The 20647-nt window shown below is 70.6% G+C and carries 20 protein-coding genes; 14 read left to right on the forward strand and 6 right to left on the reverse strand.

What is annotated here, in order from left to right; genetic code table 11:
- Positions 1–10: 10 nt before the first annotated feature.
- Genes kduI through AX721_RS16690 form a run of 4 tightly spaced genes read left to right on the forward strand, consistent with a single transcriptional unit; the run spans position 11 to position 3378 of the window.
- Positions 11–847 carry a 5-dehydro-4-deoxy-D-glucuronate isomerase gene (gene kduI, locus AX721_RS16675; RefSeq protein ID WP_068877110.1) on the forward strand — a complete coding sequence of 279 codons (837 nt, stop codon included), beginning with the start codon at positions 11–13 and terminating at the stop codon, positions 845–847.
- A complete protein-coding gene (gene kduD / locus AX721_RS16680) occupies positions 844–1605 on the forward strand; it encodes a 2-dehydro-3-deoxy-D-gluconate 5-dehydrogenase KduD (protein WP_068877111.1) in 762 nt (253 codons plus the stop codon). Before kduI ends, kduD begins: the two co-directional genes overlap by 4 nt.
- A gap of 31 nt (positions 1606–1636) precedes the next feature.
- A complete protein-coding gene (locus AX721_RS16685; RefSeq protein ID WP_068877112.1) occupies positions 1637–2308 on the forward strand; it encodes a bifunctional 4-hydroxy-2-oxoglutarate aldolase/2-dehydro-3-deoxy-phosphogluconate aldolase in 672 nt (223 codons plus the stop codon).
- A complete protein-coding gene (locus tag AX721_RS16690) occupies positions 2308–3378 on the forward strand; it encodes a sugar kinase (RefSeq protein WP_068877113.1) in 1071 nt (356 codons plus the stop codon). Before AX721_RS16685 ends, AX721_RS16690 begins: the two co-directional genes overlap by 1 nt.
- A 4-nt stretch (positions 3379–3382) precedes the next feature.
- On the opposite strand, the gene AX721_RS16695 is transcribed toward AX721_RS16690, so the two are convergent.
- Complete coding sequence (locus AX721_RS16695; protein WP_068877114.1) at positions 3383–4957, reverse strand: carboxylesterase/lipase family protein; 1575 nt, start codon at positions 4955–4957, stop codon at positions 3383–3385.
- Positions 4958–5043: 86 nt separating this feature from the next.
- Here AX721_RS16695 and AX721_RS16700 point away from each other — a divergent pair, with 86 nt between their 5' ends.
- Positions 5044–6666, forward strand: a complete 1623-nt coding sequence (locus AX721_RS16700; protein WP_068877115.1) for a pectate lyase — start codon at positions 5044–5046, stop codon at positions 6664–6666.
- A 10-nt stretch (positions 6667–6676) separates the two neighbouring features.
- Here the strand turns inward: AX721_RS16700 and AX721_RS16705 are convergent, their stop codons facing one another.
- Complete coding sequence (locus AX721_RS16705; protein ID WP_068877116.1) at positions 6677–7639, reverse strand: alpha/beta hydrolase; 963 nt, start codon at positions 7637–7639, stop codon at positions 6677–6679.
- A gap of 47 nt (positions 7640–7686) precedes the next feature.
- Here AX721_RS16705 and AX721_RS16710 point away from each other — a divergent pair, with 47 nt between their 5' ends.
- The 3 genes from AX721_RS16710 to AX721_RS16720 are packed head-to-tail and all read left to right on the forward strand — an operon-like array spanning position 7687 to position 12008.
- On the forward strand, positions 7687–8673 hold the full coding sequence (locus tag AX721_RS16710) for a DUF885 family protein (protein WP_068877117.1): 987 nt from the start codon (positions 7687–7689) through the stop codon (positions 8671–8673).
- On the forward strand, positions 8670–11327 hold the full coding sequence (ppc, locus tag AX721_RS16715) for a phosphoenolpyruvate carboxylase (protein ID WP_068877118.1): 2658 nt from the start codon (positions 8670–8672) through the stop codon (positions 11325–11327). The genes AX721_RS16710 and ppc overlap by 4 nt, the downstream gene beginning before the upstream one ends.
- A gap of 39 nt (positions 11328–11366) precedes the next feature.
- On the forward strand, positions 11367–12008 hold the full coding sequence (locus AX721_RS16720; RefSeq protein ID WP_068877119.1) for a hypothetical protein: 642 nt from the start codon (positions 11367–11369) through the stop codon (positions 12006–12008).
- On the opposite strand, the gene AX721_RS16725 is transcribed toward AX721_RS16720, so the two are convergent.
- Complete coding sequence (locus tag AX721_RS16725; RefSeq protein ID WP_068877120.1) at positions 12005–12934, reverse strand: aldo/keto reductase; 930 nt, start codon at positions 12932–12934, stop codon at positions 12005–12007. The two genes, AX721_RS16720 and AX721_RS16725, sit on opposite strands and share 4 nt — an antisense overlap.
- A 61-nt stretch (positions 12935–12995) precedes the next feature.
- Between AX721_RS16725 and AX721_RS16730 the strand changes: the two genes are divergently transcribed.
- Positions 12996–13805: an enoyl-CoA hydratase/isomerase family protein gene (locus tag AX721_RS16730; protein ID WP_082765240.1), complete on the forward strand. Its 810-nt coding sequence runs from the start codon at positions 12996–12998 to the stop codon at positions 13803–13805.
- Positions 13806–13861: 56 nt separating this feature from the next.
- The gene (locus AX721_RS16735; RefSeq protein ID WP_197422613.1) at positions 13862–14962 is read left to right on the forward strand and encodes an alpha/beta fold hydrolase; all 1101 of its coding nucleotides are present in this window, start codon (positions 13862–13864) and stop codon (positions 14960–14962) included.
- 21 nt (positions 14963–14983) lie between these two features.
- On the opposite strand, the gene AX721_RS16740 is transcribed toward AX721_RS16735, so the two are convergent.
- The 3 genes from AX721_RS16740 to AX721_RS16750 are packed head-to-tail and all read right to left on the reverse strand — an operon-like array spanning position 14984 to position 17290.
- The gene (locus AX721_RS16740; protein WP_068877122.1) at positions 14984–15748 is read right to left on the reverse strand and encodes an SDR family NAD(P)-dependent oxidoreductase; all 765 of its coding nucleotides are present in this window, start codon (positions 15746–15748) and stop codon (positions 14984–14986) included.
- On the reverse strand, positions 15745–16473 hold the full coding sequence (locus AX721_RS16745; RefSeq protein ID WP_068877123.1) for an SDR family NAD(P)-dependent oxidoreductase: 729 nt from the start codon (positions 16471–16473) through the stop codon (positions 15745–15747). The genes AX721_RS16740 and AX721_RS16745 overlap by 4 nt, the downstream gene beginning before the upstream one ends.
- Before the next feature lie 4 nt (positions 16474–16477).
- Entirely contained in the window at positions 16478–17290 is an 813-nt protein-coding gene (locus AX721_RS16750; protein ID WP_068877124.1) for an enoyl-CoA hydratase/isomerase family protein, read from the reverse strand.
- A 121-nt stretch (positions 17291–17411) separates the two neighbouring features.
- Here AX721_RS16750 and AX721_RS16755 point away from each other — a divergent pair, with 121 nt between their 5' ends.
- The 4 genes from AX721_RS16755 to AX721_RS16770 are packed head-to-tail and all read left to right on the forward strand — an operon-like array spanning position 17412 to position 20607.
- Positions 17412–18377, forward strand: a complete 966-nt coding sequence (locus tag AX721_RS16755) for an alpha/beta fold hydrolase (RefSeq protein WP_068877125.1) — start codon at positions 17412–17414, stop codon at positions 18375–18377.
- A gap of 2 nt (positions 18378–18379) precedes the next feature.
- Positions 18380–19177 carry an enoyl-CoA hydratase/isomerase family protein gene (locus AX721_RS16760; RefSeq protein WP_068877126.1) on the forward strand — a complete coding sequence of 266 codons (798 nt, stop codon included), beginning with the start codon at positions 18380–18382 and terminating at the stop codon, positions 19175–19177.
- 3 nt (positions 19178–19180) lie between these two features.
- Positions 19181–19816 (forward strand): glutathione S-transferase family protein, encoded by a 636-nt coding sequence (locus AX721_RS16765; RefSeq protein WP_068877127.1) that lies wholly within the window; start codon positions 19181–19183, stop codon positions 19814–19816.
- On the forward strand, positions 19813–20607 hold the full coding sequence (locus tag AX721_RS16770) for a glutathione S-transferase family protein (RefSeq protein WP_068877128.1): 795 nt from the start codon (positions 19813–19815) through the stop codon (positions 20605–20607). The genes AX721_RS16765 and AX721_RS16770 overlap by 4 nt, the downstream gene beginning before the upstream one ends.
- Positions 20608–20647: the final 40 nt, after the last annotated feature.

The raw sequence follows: 20647 nt of genomic DNA on the forward strand, positions 1-20647 counted from the left end.
GAGAGCGCAAGTGTTCAAACGCATCTATCACGCCACCCATCCGGACATGATGGAGGGCGTCGACAACGAGACCCTGCGTCAGCGCTATCTGGTCCAGGACCTGTTCGCGCCCGGCGAGGTGGTGCTGAACTACACCCACTACGAACGCTTCGTGATTGGCGGCGCGGCTCCCGGCGCGGGGGCTCTCAAGCTGCCCGATCAGACCGAGCCGGAGAGCGCCAAGGGCCATCCGTTCCTTGAGCGCCGCGAGATGGGCGTGATCAACGTCTCGGACGTGGCCGGCACGGTGACGGTGGACGGGACCGCCTATGCCCTGGCGCCGAAGGACTGCCTCTACGTGACCATGGGCGCCAAGGACGTGACCTTCGAGGGGGAAGGGGCGCGCTTCTACATCGTCTCCACCCCGGCCCACGCGGCCTTCGAGACCAAGAAGCTGGCCCTGGCCGACGCCGTGCCGCTGGAGCGCGGCGCGCTGGAGACCTCGAACGAGCGGACGATCTACCAGCTGGTGGTGCCCCAGACCTGCAAGTCGGCGCAGCTCCTGCTGGGCCTGACGATCCTCAACACCGGCAGCGTGTGGAACACCATGCCGCCGCACCTGCATGACCGCCGCAGCGAGATCTATTTCTACTTCGGCCTGGGTGAGAACGACCGGGTCTTCCACTTCATGGGCGAGCCGGACAACGCGCGCCACATCGTGATGGCCAACGAGGAGGCGGTGATGTCGCCGCCGTGGTCGATCCACATGGGCTCGGGCACCTCGAACTACGCCTTCATCTGGGCGATGGGCGGCGAGAACCTCGACTACACCGACATGAACGTCCTCGACATCTGCCAGCTGAAATGAGCGCGAACCCCTTCGACCTCAGGGGGCAGGCAGCCCTGGTCACCGGCGCCAACACGGGCCTTGGTCAGGCGATCGCCGTGGGCCTCGCGCAGGCCGGCGCCGACATCGTGGCCGTGGGCCGCAGCGCTCCGGACGAGACCGCCGAGCTGGTGGCCGCCACCGGCCGCAAGCTGCATGCGGTGAGCGCGGACCTGTCCACCACCCAGCCCATCGAGCGGGTGGTCTTCGAGGCCTATGCCGCAGCCGGACGCCTGGACATCCTGGTCAACAACGCCGGCATCATCCGCCGGGCCGACAGCCTCGACTTCACCGAAGAGGACTGGGACGCGGTGATGGACACCAACCTGAAGACCGTCTTTTTCCTCAGCCAGGCGGTGGCCAAGCGCTGGGTGGCGGACGGGCGGGGCGGCAAGATCGTCAACATCGTCTCGCTGCTGTCCTTCCAGGGCGGCATCCGGGTGCCGTCGTACACGGCCTCGAAGAGCGGCCTGGCGGGCCTGACCAAGCTGCTCTGCAACGAGTGGGCGGGGAAGGGAATCAACGTCAACGGCCTGGCGCCCGGCTATTTCGCCACCAACAACACCGCGGCCCTCCAGGCCGACGAGACCCGAAACCGGCAGATCCTGGACCGGATTCCGGCCGGGCGCTGGGGGCAGCCAGCGGACCTCGCCGGCGCAGCGGTCTTCCTCGCGAGCCGCGCAGCGGATTACATGCACGGCGCCATCGTCCCCGTGGACGGCGGCTGGCTGGCGCGCTGAGCCGGCTTCAAGCGTAGGGAAGGACCGCCCAATGGCCCGCGATCGCCTCGTCGTGCTGAACGCCATGATGGACCAGGGGGTGATCCCGGTCTTCTACCACCCGGACCCCGAGGTCTGCGTGAAGGTGATCCAGGCCTGCGCCAACGGCGGGGCCAAGTGCATCGAGTTCACCAACCGCGGCGACTTCGCGAGCCAGGTGTTCCTGGACGTGACGCGCCACTTCGCCAAGGCCGACCCCAGCGTGATCATGGGCGTGGGCTCGGTGGTGGATGCGCCGACGGCGGGGATCTTCATCGCCAACGGGGCGAACTTCGTGGTCGGGCCGCTCCTGAACCCGGACGTGGCCAAGGTCTGCAACCGGCGCATGATCCCCTATTCGCCGGGCTGCGGCACGGCCAGCGAGATCGGCCAGGCCCAGGAGCTGGGCTGCGAGATCGTGAAGGTCTTCCCCGGCGGTTCGGTGGGTGGGCCGGAGTTCGTGAAGGCGGTGCTGGGCCCGATGCCCTGGACCAAGATCATGCCCACCGGTGGCGTGGACGTGGCGGAGGCTTCGCTGCGGCCCTGGTTCGACGCCGGCATCGTGGCCTGCGGCATGGGCTCGAACCTGATCACCAAGGCGCTGCTGGACGCCGGCGACTACGCGGGTATCGAGGCGCGCGTGCGTGAGACGGTGCAGCTCATCAAGACGATCCGGGGCAAGTGATGGGAGGCGGGGGGCTGACGATCCGGCCGGCGGCGGACTGCCGCTGGGACTGCGCGGCCCTCGGCGAGGTCATGTTGCGGTTCGATCCGGGCGAGGGGCGGGTGCGCAACGCGCGCAGCTTCCAGGTCTGGGAAGGCGGCGGCGAGTACAATGTGGCCCGCGCCATGCGCAAGGCGTTCGGCCTGCGGGCGACCGTGGTCACGGCTCTGCCGGACAACGACGTGGGCCGCCTGGCCGAGGACCTGATCCTGCAGGGGGGCGTGGACGTCGGCGAGGTCATCTGGCGTGCGTACGACGGCGTCGGCCGCAACACCCGCGTGGGATTCAATTTCACGGAGCGGGGCTTTGGCCTGCGCCCGGCGTTGGGCGTGTCGGACCGGGGCTATTCCGCCGCCTCTCAGATCGCGTCCGGCGAGGTGGACTGGGACCGCCTGTTCGGGACCGAGGGCGTTCGGTGGTTCCATACGGGGGGCATCTTCGCCGCCCTGGCGCCGCAGACGCCGCAGGTGGTGCTGGAGGCGGTCCGGGCCGCCCGCCGCCATGGGACGGTGGTCTCCTACGACCTCAACTACCGCGCCTCGCTCTGGAAGGCGCTGGGCGATCCCGCCGCGGTCCAGGCCCTCAACCGCGAGATCGCCGCCGAGGTGGACGTGATGTTCGGCGACCCGGCCGGATTCAAGGCTTGCCTGGGCTATGACGCGCCGACCGACTTCCCGGTCTTCGCCGAGGCCGTGGCCCGGGAGTTCGGCTTCAAGGTCGTGGCCAGCACCCGGCGCACGGCCCAGTCGGCCAGCGCCAACGACTGGGGCGCGGTTCTGTGGATGGACGGGACGGTGGTGAGCTCCGAGACGCGAGAGAACCTCGACGTGTTCGACCGGGTCGGCGGCGGCGACGCCTTTGCGTCAGGGGTGGCCTACGCGCTGCTGCAGGGCAAGGGCGCCCAGGCGGCGGTCGACTATGGCGCGGCGCACGGCGCGCTGGCCATGACGACGCCGGGCGACGCCTCCATGGTCGACGTGCGCGAGATCGAGGCGGCGATCGGCGCCACCGGCGCGGCGGTCATCCGCTGAGCCCTCAGGTCCCCGCCTGGACGAACGGGACCTTCTCGAACAGCCGCCGCTCGGCGCCGCGCGGGTCGTCGACCAGCTTCGACGGCGTGTCGAACACCATCGTCTGCCGCCGCTTCAGGTCGTAGCGCTCCCACCGCGGGATGGCCCGGCAGTTGGGGTCGCCGCTGCGCGCGAAGGCCAGGAAGGCCTCGCTCATCTGGTCGGCCATCGCCTGCGCCTGTGGCCCCGTGGCCGAGGCGCCAGGTTTGGCGAGGTTGTCGAACACCATCTGGATGTCGCTGGCGTGGGGCGCCCGCAGGCGCGGGCCGGCGGCGGGGAAGTCGAACTGGTAGACGAAGGCCGGCGTCCCGGCGCGGGCGCGTTCCTCCGCCTCGATGATCGCCGCGCGCCAGGAGCGGGCGGCGGTGGTGGCGCTGAACAGAACGTCGCTAGGGCTATAGGTGGGGTAGAGCCGCCGGTACTCGGCGATCACCGGCTCAGGCAGGATATCGATCCGCATGACGTCCTGGGTGAGGCGGGCCGGCAGCTCGTCCCAGGTCACTGAGAAGTTCTTCGGATCGCCGCCCATGAAGGCTCGGGTCTCGTCGTGCGTGTTGCCGAGGATCATCGGGATCTTCGCCGACTGGGCCGGGGCGTCGGGATAGAACGGGTGGCGCTTCAGCGAGCGCTCGTCGAGCACCGGGCCGAAGTAGAGTCCGCCGAAGCCGAGGACGGGATCCTCGGCGGCCAGCGCTTCGACCAGGCGCTCGGCCGGCAGGGTCCGCAGGGCGTCGGCCTCCTCGGGCTTGAGCTTTAGCGCGTCCAGATAGGCCAGGGTGCGCCGATGGGCGTTGCCGGGGCCCGAGGCGGTGACCTGCTGGCCGCTCATGGTGGCGGCGCGGTGGAAGAGGCCGGCTGCGGCCGGAGTAGCCATCATGGTGGCGATCTTGGCCCCGCCGCCGGACTGGCCGAAGACCATCACCTTGGCCGGGTCGCCGCCGAACTCGGCGATGTTGTCGCGGACCCACTGCAGCGCCAGGATCAGGTCGAGCTGGCCGGCGTTGCCGCTGTCGGCGAGCTCGGGGACCAGGCGGGCGAGGTAGGCGTAGCCGAAGGCGTTCAGGCGGTGGTTCACGGTCACCACCACCACGTCGCCGCGCCGACACAGGCGGACCCCGTCGTACAGCGGCGATGAGCCCGAGCCGCTCGAATAGGCGCCGCCATGCAGATAGACCATCACCGGCCGCCGGCCGCCGTCGCGCAAGGCCGGGGTCCAGACGTTCAGGAACAGGCAGTCTTCGCTGACCGGCTCGCCGACGCGCCCTCGCTGGGGGGAGGCGGAGCCGTAGGCCGTGGCGTCCGCGACCTCGGTCCAGGGCGCGGGTGGGGCGGGGGGCTGGAAGCGGCGGGGTCCCGTGTCGGCGCCGTAGCGGATGCCGCGGAAGCCGAGGATCCCCTCGTCCACGTAGCCTCTCACCGGACCGTGCCGCGTTGCGGCCACGGGCGAGGGCTGAGCCTGCGCCGCCCGCGCGCTCAGCGCCATCGCCGCCGCCCCGAGACCGGCCCCGACCGCACTGCGCCGGGTAAGCTCACCAACCATGGAATCCGCCCTGTTTGCGTGTTTTGAGCACTATGACACCGGTGGCAATTCGCGCTACATCCGTTTCAACGAGAGAGGAAACAGGCATGGTTCGGGGCATATTCGCCGGGCTCGTCGGCGCTTTGGCCTTGGCTTTTTCGGGCGTCGCGGTCGCCCAGTCCCCGACGCCGGGGCCCAGCCGCGAGCAGACGCTGGCGGCCATGAAGACCGCCACCAGTTTCATGGTCGAGAAGGTCGCCTACAACGGCGGCTACGTCTGGTCCTACACGCCCGACATGAAGCGCCGGTGGGGCGAGCTGGAGGCCAAGCCCACCATGATCTGGGTGCAGCCGCCCGGGACCGCGACCATGGGCCACCTGTTCCTCGACGCCTATCACGCCACGGGCGACGACTATTACTACCGCGCGGCGGAGAAGGCGGCCGAGGCGCTCATCTGGGGCCAGCATCCCAGCGGGGGCTGGCACTACATGATCGATTTCGGCGGCGAGGCCTCGATGAAGGACTGGTACGCCACCTATGGCCGCAACGCCTGGCGGATGGAGGAATTCCAGCACTATTGGGGCAACGCCACCTTCGACGACGCCGGCACGTCCGAGGCCATGCAGTTCCTGCTGCGGCTGTACGTCGAGAAGCGCGATCCGAAGTGGCGTCCGGCCCTGGAGAAGGCGATCGATTTCGTGCTGGAGAGCCAGTACCCGATCGGCGGCTGGCCGCAGCGCTATCCGCTGAAGAACGAGTTCAGCCACCACGGCAAACCCGACTACACCAGCTTCATCACCTTCAACGACGATGTCGCCGGCGAGAACATCAAGTTCCTGGTCATGGTCCACCAGGCGCTGGGCGATGCCCGCGCGATGGACGCGGTGACCCGGGCGATGAACAGCTTCATCGTCACCCAGCAGGGCCAGCCACAGCCGGGCTGGGGCCTGCAATACACCGTCTCGGACCTCAAACCCGTGGGCGCGCGGACCTATGAGCCGACGGCGCTGGCGACCCACACGACGGCGAACAACGTCAGCCAGCTGATGAACTTCTACGAGCTGACCGGCGACACCAAGTTCCTGGCCCGCGTGCCTGAGGCGCTGGACTGGCTGGACAAGGTGAAGCTGGCGAGGCCGCGGCCCGATGGCCGCACGCACCCGACCTATATCGAGATCGGCACGGACCGGCCGATCTACGTCCACCGCCGCGGCTCGAACGTCGTCAACGGCGAGTACTATTGGGACTACAGCGACCAGAAGACCCTGGCCCACTACGGCGCGTGGCGGAAGATCGACGTCGCGGCGTTGCGCGCCCGCTACGAACGGCTGAGGAAGACACGCCCAGAGGAGGTGACCCGGGACTCGCCGCTGATCGCCAAGAACCTGGTTCCGCTGCCCAAGTACTTCGCCACCCGCGACCTGGAGACCTCCGATCTGAACATCCGCGCGCAGGGCGAGACCAAGGCGGTGGGCGGCGAGACGGCCGGCAAGCTGATCGGAGCGCTGAACGCGGAAGGCTATTGGCCGACGCCCCTGGTCGCCACGAGCAATGCCTATATGGGCGCGACGCCGCCGGCGAAGGCCGACCGGGACTATTCGACCACCCACGTGGGCGACGCCACCGACACCTCGCCGTACCCGACGGACAATCCGGTCCTGGGGATCTCCACCGGGACCTACATCCAGAACATGACCACCCTGATCGACTATCTGGACCAGGCGCGCTGACCGCCCGGGCTCAGGCGGCGGTGAGCCATCCCCGCCGTGCGGCCCAGGCCAGGAACAGGTCGGGCCAGGCGTGGGCGGGCTTGCCCCGCGCCAGGTAGATCCCGAACCCGTGGCCGCCTTCCTCGAAGATGTGCGCCTCGGCCGGGATCTTGGCGGCGCGCAGGGCGGACAGGTAGTTCAGGCCGTTTTCCACCGGCACCGAAGCGTCGTCCGCCGCATGGACCAGGAAGGTCGGCGGGGTCTGGGCCGTGACCTGGCGGTGGGGCGAGTAGGCGGCCTCAGCCTGCGGCGACGGCGCCGGGCCCAGGAGCGCGGTCCGCGACCCGCAGTGCGCGTGGGGCAGGGACATGTCGATCACGGGATAGAGCAGGGCCGACAGGTCGGGCCGCGCGGACAGGCGGTCGGCTTCGTCGACGGGCGCATAGACCGCGCGGCCGTGGCCCGTGGCCAAGCTGGCCGCCAGATGGCCGCCCGCCGAGCAGCCCAGGAAGGCGAGGCGGGCCGGGTCGATCCCGTAGCGCGGCGCGGCGGCGCGGACCAGGCGCACGGCGCGCTGGGCGTCCTGGAGCGGGGTGTCGGAGGGATTCGCCCACCCCTCGGCCGGCAGCCGATAGCGCAGGACGAAACTGGTCACGCCGGCCTCCGCGAGGCGCCGGGCGATCTCGAACCCCTCCTTGTCGATCACCACGCGGATGTAGCCGCCGCCCGGGGCGATGACACAGGCCGCGCCGTTGGGGCGGGCCGGCCGGAACACGGTCAGCAGGGGCTCGCCGATGCCGGTGACGTAGCGATCCTGGAAGCCGGAGGTCGGGGTTCGGTCGGTGATGACCTCGCGCGGCAAGGCGGCGAGGGCGCCCGGCGGCCTGCCGGGCCACAGCCTGACCGTCTCGGTGGGATCGGCGGCCTGGGCCAGCGCCGGCGTGGCGGCCGCCGTGGAGGCCAGGGCGAGGAGCGTTCTACGGTCCAAATCCATGATGACACCGGTAGCATTCGCGTTTTCCGAGGGCTAGACACATCCCCATGTGGACCCGTCGAACCGTCCTCGCCTCCGCCGTCGCGCTGACCTGCGGTCCCGCCGTCGCCGCGGACTACGCGCGGGCACTGTCGGACGCCTGGGGCGGGCCGGTCGATCCGCTGGCCGCGCATCGCCGCGCCCTGGCGGAGCACCGACGCGTGCTGGCGCGGGCGGATCGGCTGCTGCACACGCAGGGGCTGGTGCGAGGGGGCGTGGCCGAGCGCCTTCGCATCCTCTTTGCGGACGAGCGCCACCTCTACGCCGACGACGACGCGGGCCGGGCTCGCGCGGTGGCCGACATGAACGGCCGGTTGGCGGCGTTGCGGCCCCGGCTGGCGCAGGCGTTCGGCGACCTCGCGATCCCCCCCGCCGAGATCCGCCGCATGTCGCCCGCCGATGAGGCCCAGGGCCGCGGCGGCTATCGCGAGCCCGCGGCCTATTTCGTCGACCTGAAAATGATCCGCGAGCGGCCGGCCTGGACCCTGCCCAGCGTGGCCTTCCACGAGACCGTGCCGGGGCACGCGCTGCAGGCCGCGCTTCAGTCGCCCGATCCGGGCCGGCAGCACTTCCTCAGCGTCTATTCCGAGGCCTGGGCGACCTATGCCGAACAGCTCGCCGCCGACCTGGGCGCCTACGCCGGCGATCCGTTGGGCGAGATCGGCTACCTGCACTGGCGCCTGTTCCGGATGGCGCGGATCGTGGCCGACACGGGGCAGGGCGCCTTGGGCTGGAGCGCCGACCGGGCGACCGCGGCCATGACCGAGCTGCAGGGCCGGCCAATCGCCTTCACCACCATCGAGGCCGATGTGGCGCGGATGCAGCGGCAGCCCGGGGTCTATGCCGCCCAGGGCCTGGGCGCCCTGGAGATCGCGCGCCTGCGGCCGAAGCGCAGCGCCGCCTGGCCGGCTTTCCACCGGGCGATCCTGGCTGACGGCCCCTATCCCTGCGCTATGTTGCGCGCCGTGGTGCGTTCGAAGGAGCTGGGCCAATGATGGACGTGAAGGTCGCCCCGGTCCCCGAAGCCGCCGCGGGCGCTGCGGTCCACTACCTCGAGGACCTGTTCGAGGAGGTCATCCGCTACCTGGACGGCGAGGACGCCGCCGCCCTGGTCAGGCGCGCCCGCGAGGTCGCCCGGCAGGACGACGAGGAGGCGCTGGAGGCGCTGTTCTCGACGCTGCGGCCGGACCAGGCGGTCTATCTGGCCCGCGCCTTCACCTGCGCTTCGCTGCTGTCGAACCTGGGCGAGGACGTCGTCGGCCGCCGCCGCTCGGTGGAGGCGGAGATGGAGGCGGGCGAACTGCCCCACACGCTCACCGACGCCGCACAGCGGCTGGGCCCGAAGGCGGCGGCCCGGATCGTTCCGCGAATGGCGGTGGCGCCGGTGCTGACCGCCCACCCCACGGAGGTCCGCCGCCGGGCGGTGGTGGAGCGCGAGGCCGAGATCGCGCGGCTGATGTCCCTGCGCAATCACCGCCTTCTGCCGCAGGTGGACAAGCGGCTGCGCGAGGACCTGTTCCGCGAGCTGGCGCTGCTGTGGAAGGCGCGGATGCACCGGCCGGACCGGATCAGCCCGGCGGACGAGATCCGCAACTCCCTGGCCATCGTCCGGCGGTCCATCCTGCCGGCCCTGTCCGAGCTCTACGAGGGTTGGAGCGAGCAGTTCGAGACCGCCACGCCCCTGACCCTGGGCTCCTGGCTGGGCGGCGACCGCGACGGCCATCCCGGCGTGACCGGAGAGACCCTCAAGCTCGCCATGCGATCGCAGGCGCGGCTGATCCTCAACCACTATTCCGACGAGGTGCGCCGGCTCTGGTTCGACCTCGCCGTGAGCGTCGACCTCACCCCGGCCAGCGCCGGCGTGCTGGCCCTGGCGGAAGCTTCGCCGCACGCGGGCCGCGACGACGCCCACCGCAAGGACGAGCCCTATCGCCTCGCGCTCCAGGAGGTGTGGGACCGCCTGTCGGCCACCGCCAACCGCCTGGCGGGCGGATCCTGGCCGACCACCTCGCCGCACTATGACGCCGCCGCCGATTTCGTGGCCGACCTGGAGACGATCCGCCAGTCGATCCGCACCCATCTGGGCGAGCGGGTCGTGGGCGCGCGCTTGCGCACCCTGATCGCCGTGGCGCGGGCCTGCGGCTTCCACCTGCTGTCGATCGACCTGCGCCAGAACGCCGACGTCCATGAGCGGATGATCCACGAGCTGTACGTCCGCGCCGGGGTCAACATCGACTACCTGGGCTCGGACGAGGCGGAGCGGGTGCGGGTGCTGACCAAGGAGCTCAGCCACGACCGGCCGCTGCGCTCGCCGTTCCTGGACTACAGCGACGAGACCATGCGGGAACTGGGCGTCCTGGACGCCGCCGCCGAGGTGGTCCGCCTCTACGGTGAGAGGGCGCTGGGCGCCTACATCATCTCCAAGACCGCCACCCTCTCCGACGTGCTGGAGCCGCTGGTGCTGCTGAAGCAGGCCGGCCTGGTGCAGGGCGGCGACAAGGGCCGCAGCGCCATCCGCATCGCGCCGCTGCTGGAGACCATCGGCGACCTGGAGCACGGCCCGGTGCTGTTGAAGGAATGGCTGTCGCTGAGCCTGCCGCCCGAGATGTTCGGCGAGCCCAAGTGGCGCGAGGTGATGCTGGGCTATTCCGACAGCAACAAGGACGGCGGCTATGTCGCCTCGCGCTACAACGTCACCAAGGCCGCGGCCGTCCTGGCGGCCCAGGCGCGGACGCAGGGCGTCGACCTCTGGTACTTCCACGGCCGCGGCGGTTCGGTGGGACGCGGTGGCGGGCCGGCGGCCCAGGCGGTGATGGCCCAGCCGCCGGGGACGGTGAAGGGACGCCTGCGCCTGACCGAGCAGGGCGAGATGATCTCGCGCCGCTTCGGGGACGAGCCCACCGCGCGGCGGAACCTGGACAGCCTGGTCGCCGCCGTCGCCATGGCCAGCGCCCGCACGGCCGACGATGCGGTGGCCGGGTCGACGCGGCTCGAGGCGCTGAGCCAGGCCTCGTTCGAAGCCTACCGCGAACTGGTCTACGGCACGGCGGGCTTCGAGGACTTCTTCTGGGGCGCGACCCCTATTGCCGAGATCGTCGGGCTGAACATCGGCAGCCGGCCCGCCTCGCGCACCGCCAGCCGCCGGATCGAGGACCTGCGGGCGATCCCCTGGGTGTTCTCATGGTCGCAGGCGCGTTTCATGTTGCCGGCCTGGTACGGGTTCGCCGGCGGCGCCGCCAAGGCAGGCATGTCGGCGGACGACCTGCGGGCCCTGGCCGACGACAACCTCTTCGCCTCGATGATCTCGAACATGGAGGTGGCCCTGGCGCAGTCCGACATGGCGATCGCGGCCAAGTACGCGGCGCTGCATCCCGGCGCGGCGGGCAAGGCGATCTTCGAGCGGATCCGGGCTGAGCACGAGGCGGCCTGCGAGCTGGTGCTGGCGATCCGCGGCGGGACCCGCCTGCTCGACAACCACCCGCAGATGGCAGAGTCCGTCGCGCTCGCCGCGGAGGTGGTGGACCCGCTGAACCACCTGCAGCTCGAACTTCTGGCCCGCCGGCGCGCGGGCGACGACGATCCGCAGTTGAAGCTGGCGATCCAGCTGACGGTGGCGGGCGTCGCCTCCGGCCTCAGGAACACCGGCTAGTCGCCACACCGGCGCCGCGATGCTAGGCGAACCAGCGCCATGCGAACGCTTGCCCTTGCCCTGATCCTGACGCTCCCCGCCGCGGCGGCCACGGCCGAACCGCTGCAGGAGGCGCGCTCGGCGACCTCGGCCTGCCTGGCCGCCGTGATCGACAACGCGCCGGTCGAGGACATCGACGGCGACGATGTCACCATCCGTCGCGGCAAGGACCCGGTGAGCTGCACCGTGCGGGTGACGGCTGGCGAGCCGGTCCAGATCCAGGACGCGGTGCAGGCGGCCATCAAGCGCCGGCCCGAACTGCTGGTCCCGGCCAAGACCCGCTGGGAGGCGGGCGACTGGGCGTTCCGCGAGACGTGGTGCAACCTCCCTGGCCGGCGCGCGCTGGCTGTGTTCGTCAGCACCAACAAGCCGGGCCACCAGCCGGTGCTGACCGCCACCGTGTTCGAGACGCCGAAGCGCGACGAGCGCTGCGACCGCGACCTGGGCGTCCAGACGGTGGCGGTGAACGATCCGGCCCCCGCGGAGGCCGCCCCGCCGCCGGCCACGGCGTCGAACGCGCAGGGCCATGCGACCGCGCCGGTGGAGACCGCCGCCGCAGCCGCTCCGGCCGAGACCGCCAAGCCCAAAAAGAAGCAGAGCTGGCTGCGGAAGATCCCGGGCCTGGCGCGTCCGGAGAACTAGGCGGCGGCCACCGCCTCCACGATCCGGCGCCGCTGGGCCGCATCGGGCAGCGGGCCGGTCGCGGCGCCCAGGTTGTCCAGCACGTAGCGTGGGTTCCGCGTGCCCGGGATGGCGCAGGTCACCGCCGGATTGGCCAGCACATACTTCAGCAGCACCTGGGCCCAGCTGCTCGCCCCGATCTCGGCCGCCCAGCCCGGCAGGGGCAGCCGGCGCACGCGGCCGAACAGGTCGCCCCCGGCGAAGGGTCTGTTGATCAGCACCGCCAGCCCCCGTTCGGCGGCCAGGGGCAGGATCCGCGCTTCGGATTCGCGCTCCGCCACCGAGGCGTTGATCTGGATGAAGTCGAGCGCGTGGCGCCGCATGGCGGCCTCCAGGGCGTCGTAGGCGCTCTCGTCGTAGTGGGTGACGCCCACGTACCGGATCGTCCCCGCCGCCTTGGCCGCACGCAGGGTCGGCATGTGGACCTCGAGATCCAGCAGGTTGTGCACCTGCATCAGGTCGATGACCGGGGCCCGAAGCTTGTCGCGCGAGGCGGCGATCTGGGCTTCGCCGGCCGCCCGGCCCCGGGTCCAGACCTTGGTGGCGAGGAACAGGTCCGGCCGCAGCCCGCGCTCGGCGGCCAGGGCGCCGATGGCCGCCTCGGCGCGGCCGTACATGGGCGAGGAGTCCACCACCTTGCCGCCGGCGCGGACGAAGGCCGCGAGCGCCTCGCCGGCCTGCGCCCAGTCGGGGCCGCCGGTCTCCACGTCGAACGCCTGCCAGGTGCCGAGGCCGACGATGGGCAGCGCTTCGCCCGACGAGGGGATCGTGCGCGACAGCAGCGGCTCGGTCGGCATCTTCGGCTCCTGCGCCTCGGCGGGCGCGCGGCCGCAGCCGGCCAGGGTGAGGGCCGCGGCCGAGACGACCTGGCGTCGGGTCCAGCGCATGGGGGCTACCGCCAGACGGCGGCTCCGTTCCAAGATGGCGCAAATCCTGGGGGAAGCGACGATGGGCGACAAGCTGTTCGACACCGATTGGCGGACGATCCGCGTGCAGCGGCGGGAGACGATCGTCGAGGTGGCCCTGTCGCGGCCCGAGGCCCGCAACGCGCTGAACGGCGAGCTGATGGCCGAGCTGACCGAGGCGGCGGCGCTGCTGCGGCTGCGGACCGACGTCCGCGCCGTGATCCTGACCGGGACGGACAGCTACTTCTCGGCCGGGGCGGACCTCTCGGCCAGCCAGGCGCGGACGGCCCTGCCGCTCATCGAGAGCCGGCGCGCGGTCATGGCCGGCCCTGACATGTGCCGGGCCTGGCGCGAGATCGAGGCGGTGACGATCGCGGCCGTCGAGGGGTACTGCATCGGCGGCGGGGCGGCGCTGGCGCTCTCGTGCGACTTCCGGGTGATGGGCGAGGGCGCCTACCTGCGCCTACCGGAGGTCCCGCTGGGTATGAACATGAGCTGGCGCAGCATCCCGGGCATCGTCGCCTTGGTGGGGCCCTCGCGGGCGAAGCAGTTCGTCATGTTCGGCGAGGCGGTGGATGCGGCCAAGTGCCTGGACTGGGGCTTCGCCGACGAGGCGGTCGAAACCGGCGAGGCGCTCGCGGCGGCCCGCCGGTGGGCCGAAAATGTCGCGGCGCTGCCGCCGATCCCGGTCCGGATGACCAAGGAGGCGGTGAACGCGGTGGCTGGGGCCACGGCGCAGGCCTCCACCTACATGGACCGCGACCAGTTCCTGCTCGCCACGTCCACTCAGGATTACCGAGAGGGTCTGGCCGCCTTTCGCGAGAAGCGGCCGGGCCGGTACACGGGCGCCTAGACGCTCTGGGCGACGCACTTGAGTCTGGGCGCGACTGTTGTTGGAGTATGCCGCCCTTGGTTCTCGTCCCCGTCTTCATAGCCGCCGCCGTCGCAGCCACCCCGCCCGCCGCGCCCGACACCTATGCAGCGGGGCGGGCCGCGATCGCGGACCATCACCGGCTGGTGTCGCCGAAGGCGGTGCAGGAGCGCTTCGAGGTCGAGCTGAACGGGACGAAACAGGCGATCAGCGTGCGCGGCGCCGATCGCGACAACCCTATCCTGCTCTGGGTGCACGGCGGACCGGCCGCGCCCGAGACGCCAACGGCCTGGATGTGGCAACGCCCCTGGGAAGACTTCTTCACGGTCGTGCAGTGGGATCAGCGCGGGTCGGGACGGTCGTACCCGCTTAACGATCCGGAGGCCCTCAAACCGACCCTGAAGCCGGAGACCTACGTTGCGGACGCCGTCGCGCTGATCGAGCACCTGAAAGCGCGCTACGGCAAGCGCAAGGTGATCCTGCTGGGCCACAGCTGGGGCTCGGTGGTGGGCCTCAAGGTCGCCGCCCAACGCCCGGACCTGCTCCACGCCTATGTGGGCATGGGTCAGGTCATCAGCTTCCGGGAGAACGAGCGTGTCGGCTACGCCTGGTCGCTGGATCAGGCGCGGAAAGACGGCAACGCCGAGGCCGTCCGCGAACTGGAGGCCATCGCGCCCTATCCGGGCGACGGTCCACTGAACGTGGCAAAGATGACCACCCAGCGGAAGTGGTCGGTCCACTACGGCGGCCTGGCCATGCATCGACAGAACGCCGACTTCTATTTCCGCGCCCGGCGGCTGTCGCCCGAGTACACCCCGGAAGAGCGGGTCGCGATCGGGGCTGGCAGCGAGCTCACCATCGGAACCATGTTCCCCACGCTGGCGACGACCAGCATGTCGGAGATCCGCCGGCTGAAGGTTCCGGTCTACATGCTTCTTGGCCGGGGCGACTACACCACCCCCTCGTCCATCACCGCGGCGTGGATGGAAGGGCTGAAGGCTCCGCGCAAACAGGTCTTCTGGTTCGAGAACTCGGCGCACCTGCCGATGGTCGAACAACCTGGCCTGGTGCTGCGCGCCGTAGTCGACAATGTACGGCCCGAGGCGGTGCGGGCCGGCGACGGCCCGAAACTGGACTGATGCGCGGCCGAGGTGTGCGCCTCAGGCGTTGCGGGCCATGAGGCCCCCGTCGACCGGGATGGTGGTCCCTGTGATGAAGGACGCCGCGGGCAGGCACAGGCTGAGGGTCATGTGGGCCACCTCTTCCGGCCGGCCGTAGCGGCGCAGCGCCGTGCGGCGGCGGGCGTAGGCCTGCTTGTCCTCCTCGGAGATCGCCTCGGTCATGCCGGTGAGGATCGGGCCGGGGCAGATGCAGTTCACGGTGATCCCCTCTGGCCCGAGCTCTACGGCGAGCGCGCGGGTCAGGCCCGTCACCCCCGCCTTGGCGGCGGCGTAGGCGCTGTCCCGGCTGGTGGCGCCCAGGGCCTCGGTGGACGCGATGTTGACGATGCGGGGCGCCTGCGACTTGCGCAGGTGGGGCAGGGCGGCGCGGATCAGCCGCTGCTGGGCGGTGAGTAGAATCGCCAGCGATCGCGTCCAGACTGCGTCGTAACCCTCGGAGTCGATGGGCGAAAACGCGGAGATGCCGGCGTTGTTGACCAGGATGTCGAGGCCGCCGAACCGCCGGGCCACCGCCTCGACGGTCAACGAGATGGCGGCCGCGTCGGCCACGTCGAGGGTCCAGGCCTCGGCGCTGTGGCCGCGGTGGACCAGGTCGTCGGCGACCTCCCGCACGCTCTCGGCGGCGATGTCGGTGCAGGCGACGTGCGCACCCTCGGCGGCGAACACCTCGGCGGTGGCCCGGCCCATGCCGGAGGCCGCGCCGGTGACGAGGACGACGGATCCGGCGACGGAACGGCTGGTCATAGCGAAAGGCCTCCATCGACGATCAGGGTCTGGCCGACCACGTAGCCGGCGAGGGGCGACGCCAGCAGCAGGGCCGCGCCCGCCATGTCCTGCGGCGTGCCCATGCGGCCGAGGGGGATGGCGCGCAGGGCGCCTTCGAGGCGCTCCGGGTGCTCGGTGGTCACCTTGGTGAGCTTGGTGTCGACCAGGCCGGGCGCTAGGCCGACCACGCGGATTCCCTCGGGCGCCCAGGCTTCGCCCAGGGTCTTGGTCAGGCTGACCGCACCGGCCTTGGAGGCGGCGTAGGCGGGGTTGCCACGGTTGGAGGTGTAGCCGGACACCGAGCTGACGATGATGATCACGCCCTTTCGAGCGGCCAACGCCGGTCGGAACTTGCGCGCGCAGTCCATCAGGCTGTCGAGGTTCACCGCCATCACCCGGTCCCAGCCCTCGGGCTCGAACTCCGCGCGGCGGTACTGGACCGTGCCCTGGCAGAGCACCAGCACGTCCAGCGGCTCGATCATGGGAGCGGCCGCGATCTCGTCACGCACGCCGACGTCGACCTTGGCGTAGCCCAGGCCTTCGAGATCGGAGCCTTCGATCCCGTCGTAGTCGGCGGCAGAGGGCCGCGTGCCCCAGACATGAACCTGCGCGCCCCGCTGGCGGAAGCCGTGGGCGATGCCGTTGCCGATCCCGCTGGAGCCGCCCACCACCAGGACGGTCTTGCCCGTGAAGTCGAGATCCATTTGCCTAACGTCCCTGGAAGACCGGCTGGCGCTTCTCAAGGAAGCTGGCGACGCCCTCCCGGTGGTCTTCGGTCTGCATCAGGAGGCGGATCTTCTCGATGGCCCAGGCCCCGATCTCGCGGGGGTCGCCATAGGCGAAGCGGCTGAGGCCGGCTTTCAGGTGGCGCACGGCCAGGGGCGGGTTGGCGGCGATGCGGGCCGCGAGGCCGAGCGCGGTGGGCAGAAGGTCTTCGTGGGGCGTCACCTGGCTCACCAGACGGATGCGCAGGGCCTCCACGGCGTCGAACACATCGCCCGTGAACAGCAGCTCAGCCGCCTTTTCCGGTCCCACGATGGCGGGGAGGCGGTAGAAGCCGCCCACGTCGCAGACCAGGCCGCGCTTGACGAACAGCTCGCCGAACTTCGCCTTCTCGGATGCGATGCGGATGTCGGCGAACAGGGCCAGCTCCATCCCCCAGCCGACAGCCGCGCCGTTGATCGCGGCGATCACCGGCTTGTCGCATTCGAGCGCCGCGATGGCCGCTGGCGTGGCCTGATAGGTCACGGGCAGCGAGCGTTTGGACACGGGTTTCGGCCCGGCCATGATCTCGCCCACGTCGTCGCCAGAGCAAAAGGCGGGGTCGGCGCCGGTGACGATCACGCAGCGGACCTCGTCATCCGCCGCGCTCAGCCGGAACGCCTGCTCGAGCTCGTCATAGGCCTGGTAGTTCAGGGCGTTGCGCCGCTCGGGGCGATCCAGCACGACGGTGGCGACGTGGTCCTCTAGCGTGCAGCGGACGTGCGCGAAACCGGCGCTCTTCTCGGTCAGCGAGACCATGGGCGCTCCTCCCTTTGGAGCATCGTTCGCGTCGGGCCGGGCGAGGTCAACCGTGACGCATGGTCAGCCTTGCCAGCGTCCGGCGGCCGGGGAACATGGGCCAAACGATACGGGGAAACGCATGCCGGAATTCCGCACCATCGACACCGGCCGGGCCACGCTGCGCGCCGCCGTCGAGGGGGAGGGGCCGCTCGTCGTCATGGTCCATGGCTTCCCCGAGAGCTGGTACTCCTGGCGTCACCAGATCGGCCCCATCGCAGCGGCTGGCTATCAGGTGGCCGCGATCGACGTGCGCGGCTACGGCGGCTCGGACAAGCCTAAGCAGGTTGACGCCTACTCGATGCGGGAGCTCACCGCCGACGTGGCCGGCGTCGTCGATGCGCTGGCGCCGGGCCAAATGGCGATCCTGGTGGGCCACGACTGGGGGGCACCCATCGTCTGGAACACCGCGCTGACCCGTCCGGACGTGATCTCCGCGGTTGCGGGCCTCTCGGTGCCCTACACGGGCGTGCCGACCCGGCCCTTCACCGAGATTTTCACCGAGCTGTTCACCAGCAAGGGCCACTTCTTCTACCAGGCCTGGTTCCAGGAGGTCGGGCCGCCGGAGGCCGAGGCGGAGGCGGACGTCCGCGACTTCCTGCGCAAGTTCTACTACGGCATCGCGGGCGAGGCGCCCGACGGCTCGTGGCCGCAGAAGAAGCACGGCGCGAGCATGCTGGAAGGCATGACCGACCCCGAAGTGTTCCCGGCCTGGATGAGCGCCGAAGACCTCGATTACTACGTCGGGGAGTTCGAGCGGTCGGGCTTCTTCGGTCCCATCAGCCGCTACCGGAACCACGAGCGCGACTTCGAATGGCTGCAGGCCTTCAAGGATCGCAAGATCGAGCAGCCCAGCCTGCTGATCGGAGGCGACCGCGACCCGGCGTTCAATGGCTTCGGCCGCATCCCCGACCCGTCGGCGCTGATGCGCGAGCATGTGACGGACCTGCGCGGCGCGCACGTCCTGCCCGGCGTCGGGCACTGGACCCAGCAGGAGCGGCCCGCCGAGGTGACGGCGCTCCTGCTCGACTGGCTGAAGGGGCTCTGAACATGGCCGATCTGGAACTGCGCCAGGAAGGCGAGGTCGTCTGGGCGACCATGAACCGGCCCGACCGGCTGAATGCGCTGAGCCGCAACCTGGTGACCGAGCTGCGCGAGTTCTTCGTCGGCCTCTACTGGCGCCGCGACGTGCGTGTGGTCGTACTGCAGGGGGCGGGGAACGCCTTCTGCGCCGGCCTCGATCTGAAGGAACGCGGCGATCCGCAAGGCTCGCGCTCCATCGGCGCCGGCCTGACCCGCCAGCGGGAGATCAGCGAGATCGTCATCGCCATGCGGCGTTGCCCCCAGCCCATCGTGGCCTGCGTGAATGGCGCGGCCGCGGGCGGCGGCTTCGCCCTGGCCCTCGCCTCCGACGTTCGGATCGCGACGCCGAAGACGCGCATGAACGCCGCCTTCATCCGCATCGGGCTGTCGGCCTGCGACATCGGCGTGAGCTACTTCCTGCCGCGCATGGTGGGCTCGTCGGTGGCGGCCGAATACATGCTGACCGGCCGCTTCATCGACGCCGACCGGGCCTATCAGCTGGGCCTGGTCAGCCGGATCGTGGAGCCGGAACAGCTCGAGGCGGAGGCCAAGAGCTTCGTGGACGACATGCTGCACGCCACGCCGCTGGGCCTGCGCCTGACCAAGGAGGCCCTGAACCACGCCATCGACGCCCAGGGGCTGGAGGCCGCCATCGCCATGGAGGATCGCAACCAGATCCTGGCCAGCTCGGACGGCGACTTCCAGGAGGGCGTGCAGGCGTTCCTGGAAAAGCGCCGGCCGCAGTACACGCAACGGGAGGGCTGAGCGGTGATCGAGCTTTGGCACTGCCCGGACGCGCGCTCGTTCCGGCCGCTGTGGGCGCTGGAAGAGCTGGGGCTGCCCTACGAGCTGCATCTGATGCCGTTCCCGCCGCGCGTCCGCCAGCCGGAGTACCTGGAGGTCAATCCGCTGGGCACCATCCCGGCGATGAAGGACGGCGAAACCTTCATGACCGAGAGCGCGGCGATCGTGCAGTACCTGGTCACCCGCTACGGGCCGAGCGACCTGGCCGTGCCGGCGGACGATCCGGCCTATGGCGCCTGGCTGAACTGGCTGCACTTCGGCGAAGCGACGCTCACGTTCCCGCAGACCCTGGTGCTGCGCTATCGGCAGTTCGAGCCGGGCCGGGCCGAGGTCGTGGCCGACGACTATGCGAAGTGGTTCCTGAGCCGCCTGCGTCACGTGGACCGCGCGCTGGAGACGGGCGATTGGCTCTGCGCCGGGCGGTTCACGGCGGCCGATATTTCCGTGGGTTACGCGCTGCTGCTCGCGCACTCGCTGAAGCTGGACGATCGAATGTCGCCCGCGATCAAGGCTTACTGGAGCCGCCTCAGATCGCGGCCGGCGTTCCTGGCCGCGAAGGCCGCGCAGAAGATGGATCTTTCGGAGGCGCTGTCGTCGTGATCACCCTCTACGACCACCCGTTTTCGCCCTACGCCCAGAAGGTCAAGATCTCCCTCCGCGAGAAGGGACTGGCGTTCGAGGCGCCGATGCCGGGCGGGCTCGGGGCGGGCGGGGCGCAGGGTGCGTTCGTGGACGCGAGCCCGCGGGCCGAGGTGCCGGCGCTGGTGGACGGCGATGTCCGGATCTTCGAGTCCACCATCATCCTGGAATACCTCGACGACGCCTATCCGGAGCCCGCCATGCGCCCGGCCTCGGCCGCCGAGCGCGCGCGGGTGCGGATGCTGGAAGAGGTGATGGACACCCACTTCGAGGCGATCAACTGGGGTCTCTCCGAGATCCGCTGGTTCCGGCGCGCGGAAGGCGAGGCGGCCGAGGCGCTGGTCGCCGCCGCGCGGGCGCAGACCGATGGCTTCTACGCCTGGCTGGAAAAGCAACTCGGCGACCGCGAATGGTTCAACGGCGAAGGCTTCGGCTGGGGCGACCTGTCTGTGGTTCCCTATCTCAACGGCTCGGTGGGGCACGGCCATCCGCCGCCGGAGGGCTCCAGGCTCGCGGCCTGGCTGGCGCGGGCCAATGCGCGGCCCTCGGTGGCGGCCTGCGTCGCCGACATCGCGGCGCTCAACGTGGCCGGCGCCTCCATGACCAACGTCGCCGAGCTTGTCGAGCAGGGACTGTTCAAGCGGGAGTACCGCGACCACCGCCTGGAGTGGATGATCAAGTCGGGCGGCGTCGCGGTGGTGCTGAGGGGCCTTGAGCGCGGCAACATCCGTTTCGCGCCACCCTTCGGCTGAAGATGGCCGCCCGCTTGCCAGCGGGGCGAATTTGGCCGAA

The sequence above is a fragment of the Phenylobacterium sp. CCH9-H3 genome (assembly GCF_001557235.1).
GTDB lineage: Bacteria > Pseudomonadota > Alphaproteobacteria > Caulobacterales > Caulobacteraceae > Phenylobacterium.